The organism is Streptomyces sp. NPDC005393 (genome assembly GCF_040606675.1).
Classification (GTDB): Bacteria; Actinomycetota; Actinomycetes; order Streptomycetales; family Streptomycetaceae; genus Streptomyces.
Genome location: NZ_JBEXFG010000024.1, coordinates 86,730 through 110,095 on the forward strand (window position 1 = coordinate 86,730; position 23,366 = coordinate 110,095).

General features: G+C 71.3%; 22 protein-coding genes and 2 pseudogenes. 11 read left to right on the forward strand and 13 right to left on the reverse strand.

The genetic code is table 11. From position 1 onward, the window contains the following. Positions 1–152: 152 nt before the first annotated feature. Complete coding sequence (locus tag ABZS71_RS20920) at positions 153–446, reverse strand: hypothetical protein (protein ID WP_356212157.1); 294 nt, start codon at positions 444–446, stop codon at positions 153–155. A gap of 652 nt (positions 447–1,098) precedes the next feature. Between ABZS71_RS20920 and ABZS71_RS20925 the strand changes: the two genes are divergently transcribed. From ABZS71_RS20925 to ABZS71_RS20935, 3 genes are read left to right on the forward strand one after another with little or no spacing between them, the layout of a single operon-like run. Further along, positions 1,099–2,253, forward strand: coding sequence for an acyl-CoA desaturase (locus ABZS71_RS20925; RefSeq protein ID WP_356212160.1), 1,155 nt, complete (start codon positions 1,099–1,101; stop codon positions 2,251–2,253). 38 nt (positions 2,254–2,291) lie between these two features. Next, positions 2,292–2,567, forward strand: coding sequence for a hypothetical protein (locus tag ABZS71_RS20930; RefSeq protein ID WP_355850713.1), 276 nt, complete (start codon positions 2,292–2,294; stop codon positions 2,565–2,567). Positions 2,568–2,573: 6 nt separating this feature from the next. Further along, positions 2,574–2,960 (forward strand): DUF5994 family protein, encoded by a 387-nt coding sequence (locus ABZS71_RS20935; protein WP_356212163.1) that lies wholly within the window; start codon positions 2,574–2,576, stop codon positions 2,958–2,960. Between the two features lie 519 nt (positions 2,961–3,479). Here the strand turns inward: ABZS71_RS20935 and ABZS71_RS20940 are convergent. Next, positions 3,480–3,791, reverse strand: a pseudogene (locus ABZS71_RS20940) (winged helix-turn-helix domain-containing protein); the annotation flags it as partial. 87 nt (positions 3,792–3,878) lie between these two features. On the opposite strand from ABZS71_RS20940, the gene ABZS71_RS20945 reads away from it, so the two are divergent. Together ABZS71_RS20945 and ABZS71_RS20950 are read left to right on the forward strand one after the other, a co-directional pair. Next, a complete protein-coding gene (locus ABZS71_RS20945) occupies positions 3,879–4,694 on the forward strand; it encodes a class I SAM-dependent methyltransferase (RefSeq protein ID WP_356212166.1) in 816 nt (271 codons plus the stop codon). A gap of 99 nt (positions 4,695–4,793) precedes the next feature. After that, a pseudogene (locus ABZS71_RS20950) lies at positions 4,794–5,048 on the forward strand (ATP-dependent Clp protease proteolytic subunit); the annotation flags it as partial. Between the two features lie 21 nt (positions 5,049–5,069). Here the strand turns inward: ABZS71_RS20950 and ABZS71_RS20955 are convergent. Together ABZS71_RS20955 and ABZS71_RS20960 are read right to left on the reverse strand one after the other, a co-directional pair. After that, entirely contained in the window at positions 5,070–5,519 is a 450-nt protein-coding gene (locus ABZS71_RS20955) for a helix-turn-helix transcriptional regulator (protein ID WP_355850707.1), read from the reverse strand. A gap of 746 nt (positions 5,520–6,265) precedes the next feature. Continuing rightward, complete coding sequence (locus tag ABZS71_RS20960; protein ID WP_356212169.1) at positions 6,266–6,901, reverse strand: histidine phosphatase family protein; 636 nt, start codon at positions 6,899–6,901, stop codon at positions 6,266–6,268. Positions 6,902–7,508: 607 nt separating this feature from the next. On the opposite strand from ABZS71_RS20960, the gene ABZS71_RS20965 reads away from it, so the two are divergent. Beyond that, a complete protein-coding gene (locus ABZS71_RS20965; RefSeq protein ID WP_355855472.1) occupies positions 7,509–8,291 on the forward strand; it encodes an alpha/beta hydrolase in 783 nt (260 codons plus the stop codon). Here ABZS71_RS20965 and ABZS71_RS20970 read toward each other — a convergent pair. The 6 genes from ABZS71_RS20970 to ABZS71_RS20995 all read right to left on the reverse strand — a co-directional run bounded on the left by ABZS71_RS20970 (position 8,272) and on the right by ABZS71_RS20995 (position 15,245). Then, a complete protein-coding gene (locus ABZS71_RS20970) occupies positions 8,272–9,042 on the reverse strand; it encodes a lytic transglycosylase domain-containing protein (protein ID WP_356212172.1) in 771 nt (256 codons plus the stop codon). The two genes, ABZS71_RS20965 and ABZS71_RS20970, sit on opposite strands and share 20 nt — an antisense overlap. Before the next feature lie 84 nt (positions 9,043–9,126). After that, positions 9,127–9,822 (reverse strand): VTT domain-containing protein, encoded by a 696-nt coding sequence (locus tag ABZS71_RS20975; RefSeq protein WP_355855467.1) that lies wholly within the window; start codon positions 9,820–9,822, stop codon positions 9,127–9,129. A 186-nt stretch (positions 9,823–10,008) separates the two neighbouring features. Beyond that, the gene (locus ABZS71_RS20980; RefSeq protein ID WP_356212217.1) at positions 10,009–10,425 is read right to left on the reverse strand and encodes a DoxX family protein; all 417 of its coding nucleotides are present in this window, start codon (positions 10,423–10,425) and stop codon (positions 10,009–10,011) included. Between the two features lie 196 nt (positions 10,426–10,621). After that, the gene (locus tag ABZS71_RS20985) at positions 10,622–12,589 is read right to left on the reverse strand and encodes an FAD/NAD(P)-binding protein (protein ID WP_356212175.1); all 1,968 of its coding nucleotides are present in this window, start codon (positions 12,587–12,589) and stop codon (positions 10,622–10,624) included. A 150-nt stretch (positions 12,590–12,739) separates the two neighbouring features. Beyond that, positions 12,740–14,428 (reverse strand): alkaline phosphatase D family protein, encoded by a 1,689-nt coding sequence (locus tag ABZS71_RS20990; protein WP_356212220.1) that lies wholly within the window; start codon positions 14,426–14,428, stop codon positions 12,740–12,742. Positions 14,429–14,576: 148 nt separating this feature from the next. Next, the gene (locus ABZS71_RS20995; RefSeq protein WP_356212178.1) at positions 14,577–15,245 is read right to left on the reverse strand and encodes an HNH endonuclease family protein; all 669 of its coding nucleotides are present in this window, start codon (positions 15,243–15,245) and stop codon (positions 14,577–14,579) included. A 201-nt stretch (positions 15,246–15,446) separates the two neighbouring features. Here ABZS71_RS20995 and ABZS71_RS21000 point away from each other — a divergent pair, with 201 nt between their 5' ends. Then, positions 15,447–16,262 carry an ABC transporter permease gene (locus tag ABZS71_RS21000; protein WP_356212181.1) on the forward strand — a complete coding sequence of 272 codons (816 nt, stop codon included), beginning with the start codon at positions 15,447–15,449 and terminating at the stop codon, positions 16,260–16,262. A gap of 202 nt (positions 16,263–16,464) precedes the next feature. Then, positions 16,465–17,046: a TMEM165/GDT1 family protein gene (locus tag ABZS71_RS21005; protein WP_356212184.1), complete on the forward strand. Its 582-nt coding sequence runs from the start codon at positions 16,465–16,467 to the stop codon at positions 17,044–17,046. Positions 17,047–17,208: 162 nt separating this feature from the next. On the opposite strand, the gene ABZS71_RS21010 is transcribed toward ABZS71_RS21005, so the two are convergent. Together ABZS71_RS21010 and ABZS71_RS21015 are read right to left on the reverse strand one after the other, a co-directional pair. After that, entirely contained in the window at positions 17,209–17,871 is a 663-nt protein-coding gene (locus tag ABZS71_RS21010; RefSeq protein ID WP_356212187.1) for an HAD-IA family hydrolase, read from the reverse strand. A 158-nt stretch (positions 17,872–18,029) separates the two neighbouring features. Then, positions 18,030–19,058 carry a peptidoglycan-binding domain-containing protein gene (locus tag ABZS71_RS21015; RefSeq protein ID WP_356212190.1) on the reverse strand — a complete coding sequence of 343 codons (1,029 nt, stop codon included), beginning with the start codon at positions 19,056–19,058 and terminating at the stop codon, positions 18,030–18,032. Between the two features lie 300 nt (positions 19,059–19,358). On the opposite strand from ABZS71_RS21015, the gene ABZS71_RS21020 reads away from it, so the two are divergent. Continuing rightward, positions 19,359–21,350 carry an MFS transporter gene (locus ABZS71_RS21020; protein ID WP_356212223.1) on the forward strand — a complete coding sequence of 664 codons (1,992 nt, stop codon included), beginning with the start codon at positions 19,359–19,361 and terminating at the stop codon, positions 21,348–21,350. 18 nt (positions 21,351–21,368) lie between these two features. Here the strand turns inward: ABZS71_RS21020 and ABZS71_RS21025 are convergent, their stop codons facing one another. Beyond that, positions 21,369–21,887: a GNAT family N-acetyltransferase gene (locus ABZS71_RS21025; RefSeq protein WP_356212193.1), complete on the reverse strand. Its 519-nt coding sequence runs from the start codon at positions 21,885–21,887 to the stop codon at positions 21,369–21,371. A 121-nt stretch (positions 21,888–22,008) separates the two neighbouring features. Here ABZS71_RS21025 and ABZS71_RS21030 point away from each other — a divergent pair, with 121 nt between their 5' ends. Next, a complete protein-coding gene (locus tag ABZS71_RS21030; RefSeq protein ID WP_356212196.1) occupies positions 22,009–22,725 on the forward strand; it encodes a hypothetical protein in 717 nt (238 codons plus the stop codon). Continuing rightward, positions 22,722–23,273 (forward strand): hypothetical protein, encoded by a 552-nt coding sequence (locus ABZS71_RS21035; protein WP_356212199.1) that lies wholly within the window; start codon positions 22,722–22,724, stop codon positions 23,271–23,273. The genes ABZS71_RS21030 and ABZS71_RS21035 overlap by 4 nt, the downstream gene beginning before the upstream one ends. The last annotated feature ends 93 nt before the right edge of the window (positions 23,274–23,366 follow it).

Consider the following 23,366-nt stretch of genomic DNA (forward strand, 5'->3'; position numbering starts at 1 on the left):
GGCGGATGAGGCGCGCCGAGGGCTGCCGGGCGGTCATGCCGAATTCCGGTACGCGATGCCCCTCGGCGACGTCGAGCGCTGCTCTGCCCCCTTCGTAACGCTGCTGCGATCTTGGCACAGCCGCAAGGCTGGGCAGCTGGTCTCACGACCGCTCATTTCTGGTGGTCAGGCAGGCGCTGCCGCTCGGTCTCGTACCTGTGCACGCGCTCGACCAGCGGGAGAGGCGTCTCGTCGGGACTGATGACGGACCCGCCGGCCATACGCGCGCACACACCCTCGCAAGCGAGCAGTTGTTTGTCGCTGTGGTGCGACACCACCATCGCGTCCGTGTCCGGTGCACGCCGGTAGTCGGTATGGCAGACGATGCAGACCAGTCCGGCAATCATCTCCTCGGTCGGTTCGGGACGGCCGCGACGACGGCTTGAGATGGCGTCAGGTGAATACATGTGAACCATTTCCTCTTGCTCATAGCGTGACGCGTTGCGGTTGGTTCCGTAGTGCTCAGGGAGCGGTACGGATCTGCTCCGGGCCGTTGCGGGCCTGGCGGTCGGTCCGACGATTCGCCGCGCGCTATGCGGTGACCGGCGGCCGGGCACTCTCCTGGGCGGCGCGGTTGCCCGGCCTTGCCGTTCCCCGAGGTCCGACGCCGCAGCGGATGACGCCACCCGAGATGCGCCGGGGTATCGCCACCGTACTCTCGTCCGGACGCTGGAGTGCACCTATCGCTTCCGGGCCGCAAGGGAACATGCCTCCTCGGCATGCGCGGAGTACGGTGAAGAGGACCGAGGGCGATCCGATGAAGGTTGCCCTGCCACAGCCGTCCTTTGCGATCACGACACGGTCCGGGCCCACGGGCTCGGAGAAGGCGTATACACAGCCCGAGAGCGGCCCGCGTTATGGCCACCATGACCCCGATGCGACGCGCAAACAGGGGACGGCGCGGTCCGAGCACCTGCGAAGCGAACCGGCTGACCTCCAACGATCGTCGTCCGCTCCCCGGTGGCCCGCGAGGGCTGCCCCTCCGACGGCACCGCACGAGCTGCCCGCACCCGCGTGCCGCTGACAGCTGACAGCTGACACCGATCAGGATCGAGATCCATGGAGTCCTCAGACTTCCTTCGATGCCCCGTGTCCACGCGTGGGCCGGCTGGAACCTCCTCGACCTCCGCAAGCTCACCGGCTCCACTGGCCGAGCCCTCCGGGAACATCCATGACGGGCCCACGACGAGCCGTGATCGCCCCACAGGCAGTGACTACGCGCTGCTCTCTCGCCAGGTCAGAAGCACAGGGCTGCTGGGGCACCGGCCGCTGCGTTCCGTTACGGCGCTGGCCGTCACGCTGCTCCTCCTGGCCGGTGGCTGGGCGGCCTTCCTCCTGATCGGCGACTCCTGGTGGCAGCTGACTGCCGCCGCCGTGTTGGCCTTCGCCTTCACGCAGTGCGGATTCCGCGGCCATGAAGCGGGCCATCGCCAATTGTTCCGCGGCAAACGGGCAAACGACGTGACAGGGCTGGTGTTCGTCAATCTCTGCATCGGCCTCGGATTCGGATGGTGGGTGGCCAAACACAACCGTCACCATGCCCATCCCAATCAGGTCGGCCGCGACCCCGACATCCAGACCGGCGCCGTGGTCTTTATCGATCGCGAGGCCAGCGGGCGCACGGGGGTGGCCGGTTTCGTCACCTGCCACCAGGCCCCCCTCTTCTTTCCCCTGCTCCTGCTGGAGGGCTGGGCACTGCACGTGGCCACGGTCCGGGCGCTGCGCAGGGGCAGGACGAGTGCTCCCGCTCCTCTTGCGGTCGAGGTACTGGCTCTGCTCGTGCACATGGCGGCCTATCTCACCGTTGTGCTCCTGGTCCTTTCGCCGCTGAAGGCGCTGGTGTTCGTTCTGGTCCAACAGGCCCTTTTCGGCCTGTACATGGGAGCTTCGTTCGCCCCCAACCACAAGGGCATGGCGATGCCGGAGGAGCACGAGCGCCCGGACTTCCTGCGCGGCCAGGTCCTCACCTCGCGCAACGTGCGGGGCGGGCGTGTCATCGACTTCCTGCTCGGCGGCCTGAATTACCAGATCGAACATCACCTGTTCCCCAGCATGCCCCGGACAGCCCTGCCGGCCGCCCAGCCCCTGGTCCGTGCCTACTGTGCCGAACTCGGCCTGCCCTACGCGCAGACGGGCTTGGTGGACTCGTACCGACAGGCATTGCGCCATCTCCGCGTGGTGGGAGCACCCCTGCGAGCCGAACCACGGGTATGACCCCGACATGCGTCTCCGCTCCATGACAGAGAGTTGCCATGAAACCTGACCAAGGACTGCCCGCACCCGGCCTCGCTGACGTCCGTATCGTCGCCGCGTCTCCCGAAGCCGCCCGCCAGATCGCCGAAGCGCTCCGACGCTGCTTCGCCGCCACCGAACAGCGCGCCTACCCTGCTGGCCACGACGGCAGTGGCACTCGCCTCCACCTCACAGTGGACACCGTGCGCACCCCCGAGATCTCCGAGTCGTTCCGGCCCTGGCTGGTCTCCAGCCAATCGGCAGGCGGAGACCGTGCCCATGCCGAAGAGGTCTGAGGGGCCGTGCTCACGACGACGCCCCTGCCCACCCGCCTGTCTCTGGTACGACCCGAAGCAGGCCCGCACTGGATTGACGGTGCGTGGTGGCCCCACTCCCGGGACCTTACCGATGAACTGCCGATCCTGCTCGCCTCGTTGAACCATCGCTGGGGCCGCATCACCCGCGTCACGGTGCATACCGAGATGTGGCCGGCCTGCCCTCGCCGTATGCCCTTCACCGATCGCGTGGTGCACATCAACCGGTCCGGAGCCGACGGCAGCCGCCACAAGATCTGCCTGCTCTCCTACGGGGTGGGCCGGTGCGATCTGCTGGTCGTCGCGCCCGATACGCCTCCGGCCGAAGCCCGACGCCTCATGGCCGGAGCAGCGCGGCACAGCGACTCGGAGTAGCCTGGGATACAGGGTCGTGCACTCTCACGTGCGACGGCCCGAAAGGGGCGACCCCGGCGCGCATGCACCGGGGTCGTTTGCGTCCCTGCCGGGCTTGGTCACAGCTGGGCCCGGGTCCTCGCCCACCCGCGGTGCGGCACGATCCGCGCGGTGCGGTGTGTTTTCGGTGGCAGTTCTCCGGGCGACACGTGGGCGTCCAGGAGGGCTGTGTGGCGTTGTTGCCAATCCTCAGTCATGGGCACTCATCTCCCTCGGTGGCGGTGTGCCGTCCGGCGGGGGCGGCGGCGGGGGCGTCCCGTCCAGGGCTTGATCGGGGCGGGGTCACCCGTGTGCTTGCTCTCGGTGGTCACAGGTCACCTCTTGTTCGATGATGCTGGGCGTCTTCTTGGCGGCAGGGGCATGCGCAGGGCCCGAGAGGGATGGTCGCGGGGACGCGGCACCACTCGTGTACCTCCGCGTGGGCGGGGTCGGCGGTCGCGAGGCGGCAGTACGGGGAGGTCCAGGCTGGGTGCGCCGCGGTGGCGGGACTTCCTTCGTCGGCGTGCCAAGCCGCTTGAAGGGGCGTCCTCCGGTCACCCGAGGACTCGATCCGCGACGGCCGGCTGGGCGCGCTATCGGAGTCTCGACCACGGTGAATCCGGCGCCCTGGCGAGCGACGACCACGCCGTCGTTCCGCAGAACGTCCATAGCCTTGACGACAGTGGCGCGGGATACGCCGAACTGCTCGGTCAGCTCCCGCCCAGACGGCAGGAGGTCACCAGGGGCGAATTCACCCTCGGTGATGCGGGCGCGGAGGTGATCCGCAATCTGTTCGTACTTCAGCTGCGACATGGCTGCTTCCGCGTAGATGACAGGTTAACCGGGCACGTTACCCGGATCGCGGTGCGCCGCTAGCCGTTGGTCCACCAGAATGCAGCCATGGCAACTCACCGGATAGCGCCCGAGGTCATGACGTTCTACACATCCGGCATTAACGAGGCCGAGCGGCTGTCGGCCTCGGCGGACGGTGTGCTGGAGATGGTGCGGACGCAGGAACTCCTGCGCCGTTACCTCCCTCCGGCCCCTGCGCGCGTTCTCGATGTCGGCGGTGGGCCCGGCACCCACGCTCGCTGGCTGATCGAGGGTGGCTACCACGTCCACCTCGTCGACCCCGTTCCCCGCCATATCGAGCAGGCGCAGCGCATCGAGGGGTGCACCGTCGCGCTGGGCGACGCCCGGCAGCTCGCGGCCGAAAAGGAGTCCTATGACGTGGTCCTCCTGCTCGGCCCCCTCTATCACCTGCTGGAGCGTGATGATCGGGACCAGGCGCTCGCCGAGGCGTACCGTGTGCTGCGCCCCGGTGGGCTGTTTGCCGCGGCTGGGATCAACCGTTACGCCAGCCTTTTCGAGCACACGGCGTTCGCGCATCTCTACCGTGAGCGGATGCAGGAGAGCGTCGGGAACATCCTCCGCACCCAGATCCACGATGGCAAGAAGGCATTCACGGCTGCTTACTTCCACACGGGCGAGCAACTGCGCGAGGAAGTGACCGAGGCCGGGTTCGACGCCGAAGTCTTCGGTATCGAGGGTCCCACGTGGGCGATGCTGAAGGCGACAGAGCAGTACACCGGCGAGTCGGTGATCGATTCGCCGCTGTTCAACTCGGCACTGACAGCCGCGCGTATGGCTGAGCCGTACCCGGAGTTGCTGGCCGCCAGCTCACACCTTTTGGCGATAGGGCATCGCCGGGCCTGACGCCGTTGTCGCCGCCCGCAGAGCGGAAAGGCCCTCTGCCGTGGGCGAATCTGCTGCGGGCCGAGATTCCTGACGTGGCGGCAATGGTGGACCGATGGACTCGAGCACGCCGGGGTGCTGTTGGGGCAGCCGGTGAGCGGCGGGCAGCAGGGGACCGTCTCGGACCTCATCTTGCGGGCCGAGGAGATGCTGCGGATCCGCTCGCAGGTCGAGGAGGTGCTGTCCCGGCACACGCCCCACGACGTCGCGACCCTCCGCGCCGATATGGACCGCGACAAGGTCTTCACGGCGGAGGGGGCGGTGACGTACGGGCTCGCCGATGAGGTGCTCAGCCGGCGGAGGGCGAGGGTGTGACGGTCATGGGGTAAGGCCTCGTCAGGCGGCCAGGCGTACCTCGCCCTGGTGCCCGGTGCTCCCGGCACGCCCGACGCTTCGCGTCGCGAGGGACGTCGCCGTGCCGTCGCGCCGCCGGGCGCCCGGTGCGGTGGAGGCGAGGCGGGCGAGTTCGCCCTGGGCCAGGGCGAGGAGTTCGGCCAACCCGAGGCCGAGGGCGTGGGCGGCGGCCGCGAGGACCTCGGACGAGGCCTCTTTGCGGCCGCGTTCGAGCTCGGAGAGGTACGGCATCGAGATACGGGCCTCGTCGGCCACGTCCTTGAGCGTCCGCTCCTGGGCGAGGCGCTCGCGGCGCAGGACACCGCCGACGATATGCCGCCAGAGGGGCTCCTTGACCGGCTCCTTGGCCTCGGGGCCGGTGGCGTCGGCGGGGGCCGCCGTGGCCGGACGCAGGGGGATGACGCGGGCTCGGTTCGACGCGTGGCTGCTCACCCCCTCAGCGTAGAAGCGTTGCGCCGGGCGGGAAGGGAACGGCGTTCTGCCCTCGGCGAATCGGGCGCGTCGATGGGGAGACGGTCCAGTGGCTGCGCTCCGGCCATGCCGCGCGGACTCGCGGCGCGCGGGCGGGGTGGGGGCGGGTGCGGGCCGGTTGCCGGGTGACGGGTGACGGGTCGGCGGGGTGCCGGTAGTGCGGTCTGCGTTGCTGGACGGGATACGGCCCCGCCAAGTGCGGGTTCGGTTTCGCCTGAGGTGCTTGGTGCATCGGGCGGGGTGGGGGCGGGTGCGGGCCGGTTGCCGGGTGACGGGTCGGCGGGGTGCCGGTAGTGCGGTCGGCGCTGCTTGGACAGGACACGGCCCCGCCGAGTGCGGCTTTCGTCTCGCGCCTGGGCGGCACCCCCCTACGGAAAACGCTTGACCTCGCGCAACTACTTTGTCAAACAATCTCGAAAAGGCTCCCCCGGAGGCGCGGGCCGTGACGGCGCATTCCCACCCACGGGGCCGACGGCACCGGGCCGTAGCCCCACCGGCCGTCATCCGGCGATGGCGCGCGCCCGCCCCCGACCCCTGCGGCGCGGACGGCCGCCGCCGCCCCGGCGAGCCAGGTCCGTTGTCAGTGGCGACCCCTACCGTGGTGCTTGTCCTTATTCACGCTTGCTGGGCTGCATGCGGACTCGGACACGGCGGGGGCCGGACCCAACAGCGCGGGTCCGGCCTCCGCCGCATGCATCCCGCCCGGCTCAGGACGTGATCCGCAGCTCCGGCGGGTAGCCGGTCCAGCGCAGCGGTGCGGGCAGGTGCGTCATGTCGTTGGAGAAGAGGACGGAGGGCGGCCGGCCGGGCGGCGGGTAGCGGATGACCGTCAGGGCCGCGTTGCAGTGGTTGAGGCCCAGCCAGCGCCACTTGGGGGCGTCGAGCGCGGCCCGGACGAGCCAGCCGATGAGGAAGTTATGGGTGACGACCAGCTCATGGCGGTCTTCGGGGCCGTCCGCCGGGCCCGTGAAGTGTTCCGCGGCCTCGTGGGCCAGCCGGGGGCCGCGGGCGCGTTCGTCCGCCGGGAAGCGGTGGACGAAGTCGAGCAGGAAGTCGGCGGAGTCGGGCGGCAGTTCGTCCCGCCGGGGCGTGTACGGCACGTAGTCCCCGGCCGGCTCGCAGGCGTGGGCGGGTACGCCGTCGAGCCGCTCGCCGATCAGCCGGGCGGCCTGGGCCGCCCGGGGCAGCGGGCCGTGGTGGATCGCCGACAGGGGTACGTCCCGGAGCCGGTCGCCGAGCAGTACGGCCTGGCGGCGGCCGTTCGGTGTCAGCTCGCGTTCGTCCGGGGTGGCCTCGCCGTGCCGGGTCAGATAGAGATAGCGGGTGGCGGTGGTCGCGGTCATGGGCCCCTGTCCCCTCGGGAGTTGGTGGGAGGGACGCCGATCATGACTGACCCGGTTTCACCGCTACTCTCCGCTCGATGGCTCCTGGTCCCGCCGGGGCGGGGGCTCGTGGCCGGCCGGCGGCCGACGGCGTAGGCCCTCGCCCGGGGCGAGACGTACGACCGCCTCCGCCAGCTGGGCGCAGACGGAACATCTTGCACCTGTACCGGATGGGCCACGCGCTCATCCCGGCTGCCGGAAGGGCAGTCGTCAGGCGCGCTCGTCGCGTCAAGCCCGCCACCGCAAGGTAGGCAGGAATCTCCCGGATTCATCCGGGAGAGCACTTCAACAGAACGAAATGCCTACGACCCGCCCAACCAGGCCGCCTGGATGAACGGAAACACGCAGGGCTACGCGGCCTACAAGGTGGGCGCCGATGTCACCAGCCATGAGGCATGGGGGCTCGGCAGCTACACGGATCATCCTCGTGCCCGCGATACGGCCCCTCCTGATGTCGTATCGCGGGCACGCATATGCGCACCGGGCTTGCCCAGTTCCGTTGGAGACGTCACCGTTGTCCCCCCGGGCACGCGCCGCGCGCCCGCATTCGACTGGGACCGGAGGTGCCATGGGACCGATCGTTCCACCCCTCGTTCCACCGTATGAGACCGTCGGCCAAGGGCCGCACCATGTGATGGCGGTGCACGGCTGGTTCTCGGACCGCGCCGCGTACGCCGCGATGCTGCCGCATATCGACCGGCGCGCCTTCACCTACGTCCTCCCCGATCTGCGCGGCTACGGGGAGGCGCGCGACCTCCCCGGCGCGTACACGACCGCCGAGGCCGGCCAGGATCTGCTCGCGCTCGCCGATGAACTCGGCTGGGAGCGGTTCTCCCTCCTCGGCCACTCGATGGGCGGCGCCGTCGTCCAGCGCGTCGTGGCCGCCGCCCCGCACCGCGTCCGGCGGCTGGTCGGGGTCGCGCCGGTGCCCGCCAGCGGGGTGCCGATGGAGGGCGAGCAGTGGCAGCTGTTCGCGAACGCCGCCGACCGCCCCGAGAACCGGCGGACGATCATCGACCTCACCACCGGAGGCCGTCACCCGGCCGTGTGGCTGGACCTGATGGTGCGGCACTCGGTGGAGCACAGCGACGCCAAGGCGTTCCGGGCGTGGCTGGACTCCTGGGCGCTGGAGGACTTCCACGAGGAGATAGACGGTGCCCGGGTGCCGGTCCGGGTCGTGGTCGGCGCCCATGACCCGGCGCTCACGGCGGAGGTGATGCGGCAGACCTGGCTGCGCTGGTACCCCAACGCCGAACTGGTCGAGCTGCCGTGCGCCGGGCACTACCCCGCCGATGAGACCCCGCTGGAACTCGTACGGGCCGTGGAGGACTTCATCGCCACCGACGCGTAGGCGGTGTGGTGGCGGCGGGGAGGTCCGAGGACGGGTCCGCGGAAGCGGTGGGGGAGGGCGCAAGGGACGGCGACAGGGAGGGCACAGGGGAGGGCGGGGCGGACGAGGGCGGGGCGGAGGCGGGGCCGGTGTGGATCCCGGAGGGGTTCTTCCCGGCGGTGTGCTTCGCCTCGCTCTTCTGGTACTTCACCTCGCTCTCCCGGTACTTGGGGAGCAGCTCCTTCACGATCTTGTCCACATAGCCACGCGTCTCCTGGATCTTCGGGATGCCGCGCGCCCTGAGGACCGCGTTCGGCCCCGCGTTGTACGCCGCGAGCGCGAGCCTGGTCGCGGCGAGCTTGGTCTCGCTGCCCGGGATCACCTTGACCACGGTGTACAGATGGCACATATAGCGCGCCTGCGAGGGGATGGCGTCCCGGGGCTCCCAGACGTCGGCCTTGCCGTCGCCGTTGCCGTCCCGGCCCCACTCCTTCCAGGTGTCCGGCGAGAACTGCGAAATGCCCTGGGCGTGCCCCGAGTCCGCGTCCGGCCGCCAGCCGCTCTCCGCGTCGATCTGCGCGGCCAGCAGCGGCACGCTCAGTGAGGGGCAGACACGGGCCGCCACCTCCACGACCGGGCGCCGGGCCTCAGGGATCACCGGCAGCTCGGGTTTCGAGGGCGCGGTGAGATGCCGTACGACAAGGACAGCGGCGACGACCAGGGCGAGGCCCGCGAGAAACGCCGCGACCAGCCCGGCAGCACGGCTCAGCATGCCGGCACCGGCAGGAAGGGGGTACGCATGGGGGGACGGTAACCGGAATCCCGGGCCGAGTCGTAATCGCTCGCCGACACGGACCTAGGGGACCTGGGGGACCGAGGGCACCGGCGCTCCCGCCGGACCGGCGGGAGCGGGCAGCGGACCGGCCTCGTCCGCGCCGGGCCGCTTCACCACGAACGCCGCGCCGGCGCCCGCCGCGAAGAGCGCGAGCACCGAGACTGCCGTACCGAGCCAGGTGGCGCCGAGCCACTGTCCGCCGACATAGCCGAGGGCCACGCTGTACGCCGCCCACGCCAGCCCGGCCACCGCCGACCACGGCAGGAACTCCTTGACCCTGCGGTGGGCCGCGCCCGCGCTCAGGCTGACGACCGAGCGTCCGGCGGGGGCGAAGCGGGCTATCACGACCAGCGGGCCGCCGCCGCGCACGATCGCGGTGCCCAACTTCTCTTGTGCGCAGGTGAGTCGGCGCGAGCGCGCGATGGCCCGGTCGAGCCGGTCACTGCCGCGCCAGGCCAGCCGGTAGGCGACCATGTCGCCGAGGACGGAGGCGGTCGCCGCGCACAGCACGAGCGCGAACATCGCCGGGAAGTCGGCCGCGTCCGCCTGGCGCACCGCCCCCACGGCGTCGACCGTGGTCCCGGCGGCCGCGGTGGCGGCGGTGATGACGAGGACTCCGCTGGGCAGAACGGGCAGGAAGACGTCGAGGAGGACAGATGCCGCGATGACCGCGTAAATCCATGGGGTGTTGGTCAGCGACCCCAAATGTTCCAACAACGTTCTTCTCCCGATCCCGTTCCCCCCGCTGCGCATGTCGCCGGGAAGCGGCAGGCGCCAGCCTGTACAGCCATACAGCGTACGCCTGTGACTGATGAGGATACCGGTAATGGGTGATGATGTTGTTCGAATCACGCCATGAGGGGGCACTTGACCCCCAGGGCGTGACGCTTGACGTGACGTATATCAGACCGCCGACGGCCGGCGCTGCGCCTCGGTCGCCGTGGCGGACTCCAGGGCCGAGCCGAGGAGCCGGTCCGGCGCCCAGGGGCCGGGGCCGGTGAAGACGATGAGCAGGAGCGCCCAGCAGAACATCGCGGCGAGCTCGCCGCCGTTCTGAAGGGGCCACGGCCTCTCCGGCTGGTGCTCGTGGAAGTACGCGTACGCCATCGAGCCCGAGGAGAGGAACGCCGCGCTGCGGGTGCCGAGACCGAGCGGCACCAGGGCGCCGCCGACGAGTTGGATCACCGCGGCGTACCAGCCGGGCCAGGTGCCCGCGTCGATGGTCTTGCCGGTGCCCATCATGCCGCCGAACCAGCCGAGCAGCGACGAGGCGCCGTGGCAGAAGAAGAGCAGGCCGACGACGATGCGGAAAAGGGACAGAGCGTACGGTCTGCCGTTGTCAGGACTTCACCGAGGTTGCGGGGCGTGGCGGGAGGCATGGGGGCGTGCTCCTTGTTCCGGGGACGGGAAACAATGGGAACGCCAGGTCAGGGTGACCTCACCTGTGCTTGCAAGTTCAAGTTCTTGCCAACGCAAGGCCCCGGAAGGCGTGCTGAAATCGTCCGAAAGCCGCTTCTCAGAGCCCTACGGCGCACATGGGGGCGTCTTCCTCCCAGGGCGGCGCCGTCACCGCGACGCGCAACACTGCCCGTGCCACCGCGTCCGTGTCGCACAGCGTGACCGAGTTCACCCCCGGCCGGGCCCCCGCGGCCGTCACCCAGTGGACCCCCTCGGTCGGCACCCCGATGGCGAAACGGCGCGGATGCGGCCGTCCCTGAGCGTCCACCAGCCGGTAGGGCGCGGCGGTGACATCGAGTCCGCCCGTCTCGTAGCTCTCCACCCGGTGCGGGCGGCACTGCCCGGTGCTCAGCAGATGGAGCAGCAACTCATCGGCCGTCCGCCGCAGATCCGGCTCCGGCAGCCGCGCCTCGATCAGCGTCGTCACCGTCACGGGCGGACCCGGCACCTCGGCCGACCGCGCGGAGAAACCGCCGCCGCGCCCGCCGTGTTCAGGGGCCTCCATGGACACTTCCAGCCGCGGGCCGAGGATCTGGAGCACGCCCGCCTCGATCAGCGCGGCCATCTCCTCGATCCGGCGGCGCGGCGGGCCGATCGAGAGAAACGCGTTCAGCGGGGTGTACCAGCGGTCGAGATGGGCGCGGCGCGAGGCCCCCGTCAGCCCGCCGTGGTCGACGATCTGCCGCACCTCGTTGCGGAGGTCGCGCAGTACGTCCAGGGCCGCCTTGACGGGGCCCTCCACATTGCCGAGGCGGGCGTGCGCCACGTCCTGGCGCGCGTAGGCCAGCAGCCATCGCTGGAAGTCGTCACGCCCCGTGAACTCGCGCCCCCGGTGCGGCTGTGACACCTCATCCCAGGACCAGCGCTCGGTCTGCGGTATGCCGAATTCCGAGAGTACGGCGGCCTCTTCGGGGCTGCCGTGCTCGGTGGCCAAAAAGTGACTCCTGAAGCGCGACGGGATGGATGAGGCGGGGGCGGATGGGGCCGGTGTGGACGGGATGGGGGTGCCGGGCGCGCGGAGCGCCAGCAGCGCCTCGTAGTAGACCGTCTCGGCCTCCTTGGCCACCAGCGGCCATATCTCCGTCAGGAAGTCCGGCGGGTCGCCGGCGTCCGCGCGCTTGCGGAACTGGCCGAGGACGTCGGGGGTGAGCAGCAGCGGGGTATGCCTGCCGCACGGCCCCTTCGCGTTGTCGCCGCGCGCCTGGTACGGGATGCCGCGCCGCGAACCCGCGTACAGCCGTGGCTCACGGCCCGAGGGCCGATAGACCAGCCCGCTGCCGCTGCCCCGCGGGTCGGGTGCGAACGTCCCGCCCCGGCCCGCCGTCAGCAGCGTCATATGGTCGAAGAAGTTGAGGCCGAGGCCGCGGAGCAGGACCGGTTCACCAGGCGCGATGGGCGACAAGTCGACATCGGCGGGGTTGGCGGGCGGGTAGTAGCGCAGCCCGTGCCGCCCGGCGTGCGCCGCGTACCGCCGCTCCGTCGCGTCGGTGGTCGCGGGCAGATGGCCCTGGGCGAGGACGACCGCGCCCAGCCCGCCGATCCGGGTGCCGTCGTCGAGCGTCAACGCCTGCTCGCCGCCGGGTTGTTCGTCGAGCCGTACGGCGCGGGCCAGGTGCACCTGGACGGTGACCGCGGCGGGGGCGCTCCGGACCACCTCGCCGAACACCCACTCCAGATAGCGGCCGTAGAGCGCGCGGCTCGGATAGTCGTCCGGGCCGAGGCCGGGCGCCAGTCCGCTCGCGGCGACCCATTCGTACAGGCTCGGCCCGGTCCGTACCGGTCCGCCGCATTCGACGCTCTCATCGGTGAACAGGGTCACCTGCGAGGCCACGGTGTTCATCAGCAACTCGCCCGGCTGGGCGGTACGCCACACCCGGCCCGCACCGGGCGGGGAGGGATCCACCATGTGCACGGTCAGCGGGGTGTGGGGCATCAGCTCAGGGGCCGAAGCGCACAGGCGCTCCAGCACGCTGGTACCGCGGGGGCCGGCGCCGACGACGGCTATGGCGTGGGGGTCTCCGGCCAAGGTGTTGTCTCCGGGGCAGATGTGACACAGGAATCGCGCCCATCATGGCCGGTCGTTCCGCGGGAATCGAGCCAGTGTCCGGAACCTTCCGCTCCGTTGTGGGGTGGATCACATCGTGGAATGGGTGAGGGGGGTTTATGTCCCCTGTGCCTACCAGTCCGTCGTCAGCGTCGTCACCAGCCGGGGCCCGCCCGTCCCCCCGTTCGCCTGAGCCTGTTCGAGGCGCAGGTGTGCGGCACGGCCCCGCAGCGTCAGGGTCATCAGCTGGTTGCCGAACCACGGGCCGCCCGTTTTGCGCCAGCTCAGCCGGGAGCGCGGGACGCGTCCGTGCCGGGTGAAGAGACGGCCGATCGCACGGCCCGCCGCGCTCCAGCCGAAGCGGAAGCCGAACCGGATCGGGGCGCCGATGCTGTTGTGCACCGGCGAACACGTCAGCTGCCGCACCTGGCTGCCCGGCCGGCGCGGCCGGCGCGACCAGTCGGGCTCCGCGATATACGCATGGTGCACATCGCCCGACAGCACACTGATCGTCGCCGGCGCCCCCGATGCGCCGCCCACCTCCGCGATCAGGTCGGTGAGCGCGTCGAAGGAGTCCGGGAAGGCGGCCCAGTGCTCCAGGTCGCCGCGCTGCCGCAGATCCTCGCCGATCCGGGCCCAGCGCGCGCCACGCCGCCCGCCGCAGACCGAGGCGTTCCACGCCTCCACGTCGTGCACGAAGTGCGGCAGCAGCCAGGGCAGCGAGGTGCCGAGCAGCAGATGGTCGTATCTACCGTCCGGCGTCCCCTCCAGCGCCTGCTCCCGCACCCACGCCAGCTCCTTCTCGTGGAGCATCGCCCGCGCGCCCTCGTCCAGCACCCGCGCCGCACGCGTGTCGACCATCAGCAGCCGCACCCGGCCGAAGTCGCGGCGGTAGCTCCAGCGCGCGGACGTCGGGTCCGCGTCGGCGCGGGAGGCGAACTCCCGCAACACCTCCGTGCCGTCGCCGTCGCCGTCACCGTCCGACGCGTCGCGCACCGCCGCGTACAGCTCATCGGCGGCCAGTTCGGCGGGGGAGAGGTTGCCCAGGTGCTGATAGACCCAGTACGACATCAGGCCGCTCAGGATCCGCTCCCGCCACCACGGGGTGGCGCGCATCCGGCGCAGCCATGCCTCGCTGGTGTTCCAGTCGTCTATGACGTCGTGGTCGTCGAAGATCATGCAACTGGGGACGGTGGAGAGCAGCCACCGCACCTCGGGGTCCAGCCAGGACTCGTAGTAGAGCCGGGTGTACTCCTCATAGTCCGCGACCTGATCCCCCGGCGGCCGGCTCAGATCGCGGCGGCCGGCGAGCCAGCGGCGGGTCTCGGCGGAGGTCTCGTCCGCGTAGACCTGGTCGCCCAGCAGCACCAGCACATCCGGGCGCGGGCTGTCCGGGGCGTGGGCCAGGGTGTGCGCGAGGGTGTCGAGGGCGTCGGGCCCGACCGGGTCGTGCGACGCGTCGGAGGGCGGCGCGGCCCACCGGCAGGAGCCGAAGGCGACGCGTACGGGCGACGCGGAGTCCGCCTCCGGCGCCGGCGTACGGATCGTGCTGTCCGGGAAGCCGGAGTCGGGCAGCGGCCAGACCTGTTCACCGTCCAGCAGCACGCGGTACGCCGTCTCGCCGCCCGGCCGCAGCCCGGTGACCGGGATCAGGGCGTAGTGGTGGTCGGCGATCCGCCAGGTGCGGGCCGTGCCGCCCGCGCCGTCGGCACACCGCACCTCGGCCTCGCAGGGCCGGTCGGTCTCGACCCAGACGGTCGCGCTCGTCCCCGTCTCCCAGTCGACCTGGCGCAGCGCTGGTCCCAGGCGCAGCCCGGCCATCCGGCTCTCCCGGTCTTCCCGGCGCTCCATCCGGCCCTCCTCCGTCGCTCTGTCCGTGTCCATGCCTCGCGCATGGCGTACCGCATGCTCGCGGTACGTACGGTACGGAACGGAACGACGGGGAGGTCCTCGCGGTTCCGGGGGGCTGTCAGCAGCCGTTGAGGATGTTGCTGAGCGCGGTCTTCTCGGCCGGGTCGAGGGTGAGCTTGTAGTAGTACTTCACCGACACCCACATACGGGCGTACGTGCAGTGGTAGGACGTCCTCGACGGCAGCCACTCGGCCGGGTCCTGGTCGCCCTTGGACTGGTTGACGTTGTCCGTCACGGCTATGAGCTGCGAGCGGGTCAGATCGTTGGCGAAGCCCTGGCGCTGGGCGGTGGTCCAGCCGCTCGCGCCGGACTTCCACGCCTCGGAGAGCGGCACGACGTGGTCGATGTCCACGTCGGCGGCGGCCGTCCAGGTGGCGCCGTCGTACTCGGAGTACCAACTGCCGCTGGTCGCCGCGCAGCTGGAGTCGGTCTGGACGTTCGTCCCGTCGCGCTTGAGGACGACCTCACGGGTGTTGCAGGCGCCGCTCTGGGTGATCCAGTGGGGGAACTTGTCGCGGCTGTAACCGTCGGACGAGCCCTCCGCCTGGACGGTCAACGAGGCCAGCTCCGTACGGGCGGTGGCGGCGCTCGGCGGGGTGGGCGGGGAGGCCTGGGCGGACGGTCCGTTCAGTACGAGCGTGCCCAGCAGGGCGGCGAACCCGCCGAAGACGGACAATCGACGCGCGTAGATGCGACGTCGTGTGGAGCGACTGCGCATTTCTGACATGCGAACTCCCTTGAAGTGGGGGGGCGTTGGCCGCTGGTGCCCGGCCATGTTTGCGGCGCCAGGTTTCCGTGGGGTGGGCGCCAGGTAACAGAGTGACGACGCGGTCATGTCAACGCAAGAGGGTCCCGGGCGTGGATGTTCGCGGGGCGTGCGCGCCGTGCGGTGCCGCGAATCGTCCGCTCCCCGCCGTAGGGTGGCGGCGTGTTCGCCGCCCCCGCTCTCGCGGCCACGGCATTGCTGCCGGTCAACGCCACGCTCGGGGTGGTGCTCGGCGCCTTGCTGCTGGCCGCCGTGGCCGTCGCCGCCCGCGCCCGTCTCGCGGACAGCGGCGGCCGTGGCTACGCCCGCGCGATCGCCGTGGCGGGGGTGCGCGCGGCCGCCCAACTGGCCGCCGTCTCCTATGCCATCGGCTGGGTGGTCCGGTCCGTACCGCTGCTCCTGGCCTTCCTGGCCCTGATGTTCGCCGTCGCCGTACGCACCGCGGGTCGCCGGATCACCCTCAACCGCACGTGGTGGTGGGCCGCGCTGCCCATCGGCGCCGGGGTGGTGCCGGTGGTCGCGGTGCTGCTGCTGGCCGGGCTCGTACCGCTCAAGGGGATCGCGCTGATCCCCATCACCGGCATCCTCATCGGCGGCGCGCTCACCGCCACCGTGCTCGGCGGGCGGCGCGCGCTGGACGAGCTGACCGCGCGCCACGGCGAGGTCGAGGCGGGTCTCGCACTCGGGATGCTGGAGCGGGAGGCGCGGCTGGAAATCGCCCGTCCGGCGGCCTCGGACGCGCTGCTTCCGGGGCTCGACCAGACCCGCACTGTGGGACTCGTCACACTTCCCGGCGCCTTCGTCGGGATGCTGCTGGGCGGCGCCTCACCCGTGCTGGCGGGCGCGGTGCAGCTGTTCGTGCTGGTCGCGCTGATGGCGGTGCAGGCGGTGGCGGTCGCGGTGGTGCTGGAGCTGGTCGCCCTGGGCCGGCTGCACCGGAGGCTTCCCGTATCCTTGTCGGCAGCAGAAGGGGAGTAGCTCCTCGCCGGACCGTCGACATACTGCCCGCCCCTCGTGGGCGGGCCGGCGCCCGGAGCGTACGAGCGCGATCGCCGCATCGTGGTGGTGGGTCCGTCGTACGCCAGCGAGACCTTCGGCCGCAGTGTCCGACGCTGCCGTGCCGAAGCGATCCCTCCCCCGGGGCCCTCGGCGCGGCCCGATCCAACGAGGTAGCCAGCCTGTGTTCAGCTTCACCGTCGCCGCCGTGGTCTTCTGCGTCGTCTTCCTCGCCGAACTTCCCGACAAGACCGCCCTCGCCGGGCTGATGCTCGGCACCCGCTACCGCGCGTCGTACGTCTTCGTCGGTGTCGCCGTCGCCTTCGCCGTCCACGTCGGGATCGCCCTCGCGGCGGGCAGCGCGCTCGGCCTGCTGCCGCACCGGCTGCTGCAGGCGATCGTGGGGGCGCTCTTCCTCGGGGGAGCGGCGATGCTGCTCTTCAAGAAGGACGACCACGAGGAGGAGATCCGCAAGCCCGCCGACCAGAGCTTCTGGAAGGTCTCCGGGGCGGGCTTCACGCTGATCCTGGTCGCCGAGTTCGGCGATCTCACCCAGATCATGACCGCCAACCTCGCCGCCCGCTACGACGACCCGCTGTCGGTCGGCGTGGGCGCGGTGCTGGCCCTGTGGTCGGTCGCGGCGCTCGGCATCCTGGGCGGCCGCACCCTGATGAAGTACGTACCGCTGCGGCTGATCACCAAGGTCGCGGCGATGGTGATGCTGGCGCTGGGTGGATTCAGCCTGTACGAGGCCGTGGCGGGCTGAGGGCCCGAGCGGGGCGCGGGTGCGGGGCGGCGGGTTGGGCTGCCCAGTCGGCTTGGTCCCCCCGGTCCGCCCGGTCGGCCTGGCCCGCCCAGTGCGCCCGGTCGGCCTGGCCCGCCCAGTGCGCGCCCGGTCCGCCCGGTGCGCCCGGTCGGCCCGGTCCGCTCAGTCCGAGAAGTGCAGCCGCAGGGTGCCGTCGGACAGCGCCTCGACCCGCACCTGCTCCAGATCCCGCACATGGGCGTCCGGGGCCAGGGCCGCGGCCCGCGGTCCGACCCCGACGACCCGCATCCCGGCCGCACGGCCCGCCGCGATGCCCGCCTCCGAGTCCTCGAAGACGACGCAGTCACGGGGCGCGAAGCCCAGCTCGGCCGCGCCCTTCAGAAAGCCCTCGGGATCCGGCTTGCTCGCGCCGACGCACTCCGCAGTGACCCGTACCTCCGGCAGCGGCAGCGCGGTCGCACCCATCCGGGCGCGGGCGAGGCCCTCGTCGGCGGAGGTCACCAGGGCGTGCGGAAGACCGGCCAGCGAGGCCATGAAGGCAGGCGCGCCGGGCACCGGTACGACGCCGTCGAGATCCGTGGTCTCCCACTCCAGCATCCGCTGGTTGTCGGCCAGGTTCCGCTCGACGGGACGGTCGGGCAGCAGCATCGCCATGGTCGCGTGGGCCTGCCGTCCGTGGACGACCTTCAGCACGCTCTCCTCGTCCAGCCCCTGCTCGGCGGCCCACCGTCGCCAGTAGCGCTCCACGACGGCATCGGAGTTGACGAGGGTGCCGTCCATGTCGAGGAGCAGTGCGCGGGCGGTGAGCGGGGCGGTGGCCGGCATCGGCGTACTCCAAGCACTCCAGGGCGCGGAAAGAGGCAAGCGGCTCCGCCCGCCGGTCAGGGAATGCGGGCGGAACCACTTTGTTCCTCCACGATACAAAGAGGGGTGGCCGTGCGCCAGTGGTTCCGGGTCGCCGATTGCCGCGCGGCCCGGGCCGGTTAGGGTTCGTCGGTTCGGGACTCCAGGTCACGGCGGGTGTTCTCGCCGTAGACCCCGTCCGGATCGCCCTTCACGTCGTAGCGGTCCTGGTAGCTGGAGACGGCGTCCTTCACCCCGTCGTCGTACTTTCCGTCCGCCGCCCCGAGGTACATCAGCAACTGCGTCAGCCGCTTCTGCAGCTCGGCGACCTCGGCCCCGCTGTCGCCCTCGCGCAGCACCGGCGGGCCGGTGGGCTCGGGGCTTTCGGGCGTGCTGGAGGGCGAGCCGGTCGGCTCGGTCGGCTTCGGCTCGGCGGCCGGACGGGTGGCGGAAGCCGACGGGGAGGCGGGCGCGGCGATCGGCGCGGCGCTGCCGCTCGGGATCGCGCTCGGCCGCGCGGAGCCGGAGGCGGCGGTGTCGGCCGTCGCGCTCGGCGAGGCGCCGCCGGGTGCCGTGGTGTCCTCGGCCGGCTTGTCGTCGTCGGCGGCCGGGGCGCTGGTCCGGGTGTCGGACAGCGTTCGGTCGCCCTTCTCGCCGGCGTCGTCCTTGTGGTTTGCGCCGCCCAGAAGGCCGGTGCCGATGGCCAGCGATCCGGCGACGGCCACGGCGGCGGCGCCCGCGACCACGATCGCGATGGCCTTGCGCTTGCTCTTGCGGTGGCGGGCGGAGCCGGGGGCGGCGTCTTCCGCCTCGGCTTCGTCGTCCACGTCGGCTTTGTCGTCCGCGTGGTCCGCGGGGGGCGTGTCGTCCGCGCCGTCCCCGCCGTCGGGTCTGTCGTCTCTTCTCTTCTCGCCGCGGTCGATGGGGTCGATGCGGTCGAGGGGTTCGATCGCCTGCGTCTCGTCGGCGTCCGCGAACAGCCGGTCATCACCGGGATCCGGGCTGGTCGCGCTCTCCTCCGAGAGCGTCACATAAGGACGCAGATGTATCTGGTCATCGGTGTCGCCGGCCGCCGAGGCGGCTGCGGCGGCGCGTGCGGCGCACTCGCAGCCGGGGCGGCCATTGGCGCGTGCCGGTGCGAAGCAGTGCGGGCAGGACTCTGCCGTCACGGAACTTTCCCTCCCTGGAGTCGCAGCGATTATGCGCATCCGATCCCCTTCCGCGCATGTGTTCGCTCGCCGCGTCGACCGGCTCGGCGGGCCGTAACAGGGCATAAAGGTGAGGATGGGGTGAGGATGAGGGGTGACGAGTATCCGAGCCCCGAGGTGCGCGAGCATCCGCCACACCAGAGCAGCCGAGGAGTCACCATGGCGCAGGACGCCGGCCGCCCGGCTCCGGCCCCAGGAGCCCCGGGCCCCGGAGCCCCGGGCGCCCCGGCACCCGGACCCGGGGAGGGCCGGACGCGGCGTATGGTCCTGGTGGCCATCGGCGCGCTGCTGCTCGGCATGTTGCTCGCCGCGCTCGATCAGACGATCGTCTCCACCGCGCTGCCGACCATCGTCAGCGATCTCGGCGGGCTGGACCATCTGTCGTGGGTCGTCACCGCGTATCTCCTGGCCTCGACCGCCGCCACCCCGCTGTGGGGCAAGCTTGGCGATCAGTACGGGCGCAAGAAACTCTTCCAGGCCGCGATCGTCATCTTCCTGGTCGGCTCCGCGCTGTGCGGGCTCGCCCAGAACATGGGTCAGCTGATCGCCTTCCGCGGGCTGCAGGGGCTGGGCGGCGGCGGGCTGATCGTGCTGTCGATGGCCATCGTGGGCGATATCGTCCCGCCCCGCGAACGCGGCCGCTACCAGGGTCTCTTCGGCGCCGTCTTCAGCGCCACGAGCGTGCTCGGACCGCTGCTCGGCGGGGTGTTCGTCGACCATCTCAGCTGGCGCTGGGTCTTCTACATCAACCTCCCCGTGGGCGTCGTCGCGCTGCTCGTCATCGCGTCCGTGCTGCACATCCCGGTGAGCCGCACCCCGCACACCATCGACTATCTGGGGACCTGCCTGATCGCCGCCGTCGCCGCCGCCCTGGTGCTGATGGCCTCGCTCGGCGGCGTCACCTACGCCTGGGGGTCCTGGCAGATTATCGGGCTCGCGGTGCTCGGCGCGGTGCTGCTGGTGGCCTTCGTACGGGTGGAGAGGCGGGCCGCGGAGCCCGTGCTGCCGCTGAAGCTGTTCCGCAGCCGCACCTTCACGCTCTGCGCGGTCATCGGCTTCATCGTCGGCTTCGCGATGTTCGGCAGCATGGTGTATCTGCCGACCTTCCTCCAGGTCGTCCAGGGCGTCTCGCCGACCATGTCCGGCGTCCATATGCTGCCGATGGTCCTCGGCATGCTGATCTCGTCCACCGTCTCCGGACACCTGGTCAGCCGCACCGGCCACTACAAGATCTTCCCGATCCTGGGCACCGCCGTGACCGCCGTCGGGCTGCTGCTGCTGCATCAGCTGCGGGAGTCCAGCGGGGTGGCGGAGATGAGCGTGTACTTCTTCGTCTTCGGCTCCGGGCTCGGCCTGGTCATCCAGGTGCTGGTGCTGATCGTGCAGAACTCCGTCAGCTACGACGACCTGGGGGTCGCCACCTCCGGCGCGACCTTCTTCCGCTCGATCGGCGCCTCGTTCGGCGTCTCCGTCTTCGGCACGATCTTCGTCAACAACCTCCGCCCCCATATCGCGGCCGCGCTCGCCGGGCAGCGGCTGCCACCGGGCATCACGCCCGACCGGCTGAGCTCCGATCCACGGGGCATCGGCCGGCTGCCGCCGGGGCCACGGGCCGGGGTGCTGCACGCCTTCGCCGTCTCCATCACCGAGGTGTTCCTGTACGCGGTGCCCGTCGTGCTGATCGCCTTCGTCCTCGCCTGGTACCTGCGGGAGGAGCCGCTGCGCGGCAGCGTCACCGCGCCCGAGGCCAGCGAGGTGCTGGCCACCAACCCGGTCGAGCGCTCCTCGCACGACGAATGCGCGAGGGCCCTGTCGCTGCTGGGCAGCAGGGAGGGGCGGCGGCGGATCTACGTCGACATCACCCAGCGGGCCGGGCTCGACCTCAAGCCGGCCGCGAGCTGGATGCTGCTGCGCATCAGCCACTACGGCTCGGTCGAACCCGCCCTCCTCGCCGAGCACGCCCCCGTACCGCTGCGGGTCATCACGGACGCGGCCCGCCAGATCGAGGAGCGCGGGCTGGGCGTGCGGTTCGGCCTGGGCCTGACGCTGACCGCGGACGGCCGGGAGGCGGCGGGCCGGCTCTACCGGGCGCGCGAGGCGTCGCTGGCGGAGCTGCTGGGCGACTGGTGGTCGCCGGACCGCCCGACCGATCTGGTAGAGCTGGTGGACGAGCTGACGAAGGAGATGTGCGGCTCGGACGCGGAGCAGCCGCGGGTCGCGAGGCCGCCGCGGGACACCGGCCCGGCGCCGTGAACCGGGCCCGGTGAGGGTTCAGCCCAGCTCCTTGGCCATCCAGACCTCGGCGTAGGGCCCCTCCGTGAACGGCGCGACCTCCCGGTAGCCATGGCGGGCGTAGAGCGCTCGGGCCTCGACCAGATCGAGCCGGGTGTCGAGCGCGATCCGCGCGGCGCCCAGTGCGCCCGCCGCCGCCTCGACGGCCGCGAGCAGCGCGCCGCCCCCGCCGAGTCCGCGCTTGACGGGGCGTACGAAGACCCGCTTGAGCTCCGCCGTACGCTCGTCCAGCAGCCGTAGCCCCGCGCATCCGGCGAGCTCACCGGCGTGGTGGGCCAGCAGGAACACCCCCTCCGGCAGGGCGAGATCGTCGCTGGGCATCTCCGCCAGCGCCTGCTCGATCTCCTCGGCGGTCGAGTCCCGCCCCTCGTGGAGCCGGTAGTAGCGATCGGCGACATCCACGAGGTACTCGCGCAGCAGCGCGGCCGAGACGGGGTCGTCGACGGGGTGCGCGGCCACCGTCCAGGAAGCGATCGTCGGGGCGGGCGTACGGCTCATGCCCGGCATCCTGACATCTGACGTCCCGCACCGCACCGCAGTTTGAGGACCGAAGACCGGGCTACCCGACAGAGAGCCCCCGAACCGGAGGGGGGAGCCTGCGGGAAGGCAGAAGCAGACCATGCCAACTGTCGCCATCAGCATCGTCGTTGTCGTCGCAGTCGTTCTCGCGATCGCGTTCGCCATCCGTCTCGTACACGGGGGCGCCAGCCGCAGAGAACGCGTTCTGCGACGCCGGTTCGGACCGGAGTACGAGCTGACCGTCGCTCAGCACGGGGGCGACAGCAGGGCGGCGGAACGGGAGCTGGAGGAACGGCTGCTGCGCTACGGGGAGCTGAAGACCGAACCCCTCCCCGGTGAGCTGCGTGAGCGATATGTGGCGGAGTGGGCCGGCGCGCAGGAGGAGTTCATCGAGTCCCCCGAGCGCGCGGTGGCCGGTGCCGATCAGCTGCTGGCCCGGCTCGCCCGCGACCGCGGCTACCCGTCCGACCGCTACGAGGAACAGGTCGCGGCGCTGTCTGTGCACCACGCGGACTGGGTGCAGGTCTACCGCCGGCTCCATGACGCGGCCGCCCGCGCCCGCGAGGGCCGGGCCGACACCGAGGAGCTGCGCGAGGCATTGGTGCACGCCCGGCCCTTCTTCGAGGACCTGGTCAGGCCTCCGCACCACAGCGCCACCGGCCGTCATGAGACCACCGGTCACGAGACCACCCACCATGCCGCCCCCCACCATGCCGCCCCCCACCATGCCGCCACCGATCATGACGGCAGGGCCCACGGCAGGCGTCAGCGGTGGGCGCTGCGAACGGGCCACGCCAGGAAGGGCGGTGCCTGGTGAAGGACCCGATCGACCCCACCAATCCCCGTAACCACGGCAACCCGACGGACCCGGCCGGCCCCACCGATCCCACCGATTCCACCGACCCCCTCGAAGCGCACGGCCGGGAGCGCCGGGAGTGCCGGGAGCGCCCGGAGTACGCCGAGGGACCGGAGCGGAACGGCCAACGCCGCCACGGTCTGGAGAAGCACGAAGTGCCGCCCCTGCCGGACGCGATAGCCGCTACGCGGTCACCGGGGCAGCCGGAGCCGACGAAGACCCCGAACGGCCCCAGCTTCCCCGTCCTGTCGACGAGCGAGCACGACAAACTGGCCCAGCGTCTGCGCCACGCGGTCACCGGCTTCGTGGACTCCCCGCACGGCTCCGTCGAAGAGGCCGACGCCCTCCTCGATGACATCACCCTCCGGCTCGCCGACCTCCTCGCCGAACGCCGTCGCACCCTTCGCGCCGCATGGCACGACGACGGCGCGGTCATCTCGGAGACCGAGGAGCTGAGGCTCGCCATGCGTGGCTATCGCAACGTGCTGGAACGCCTGCTCAGCATCTGACCGTTCCTAATCAGTGAGCAGGAGTGAGTCTTGGACCCACTGCCAGGCACTGCGCGCATCCCGAACGGTTTTGGATGCACTGGTTGCCCGCGT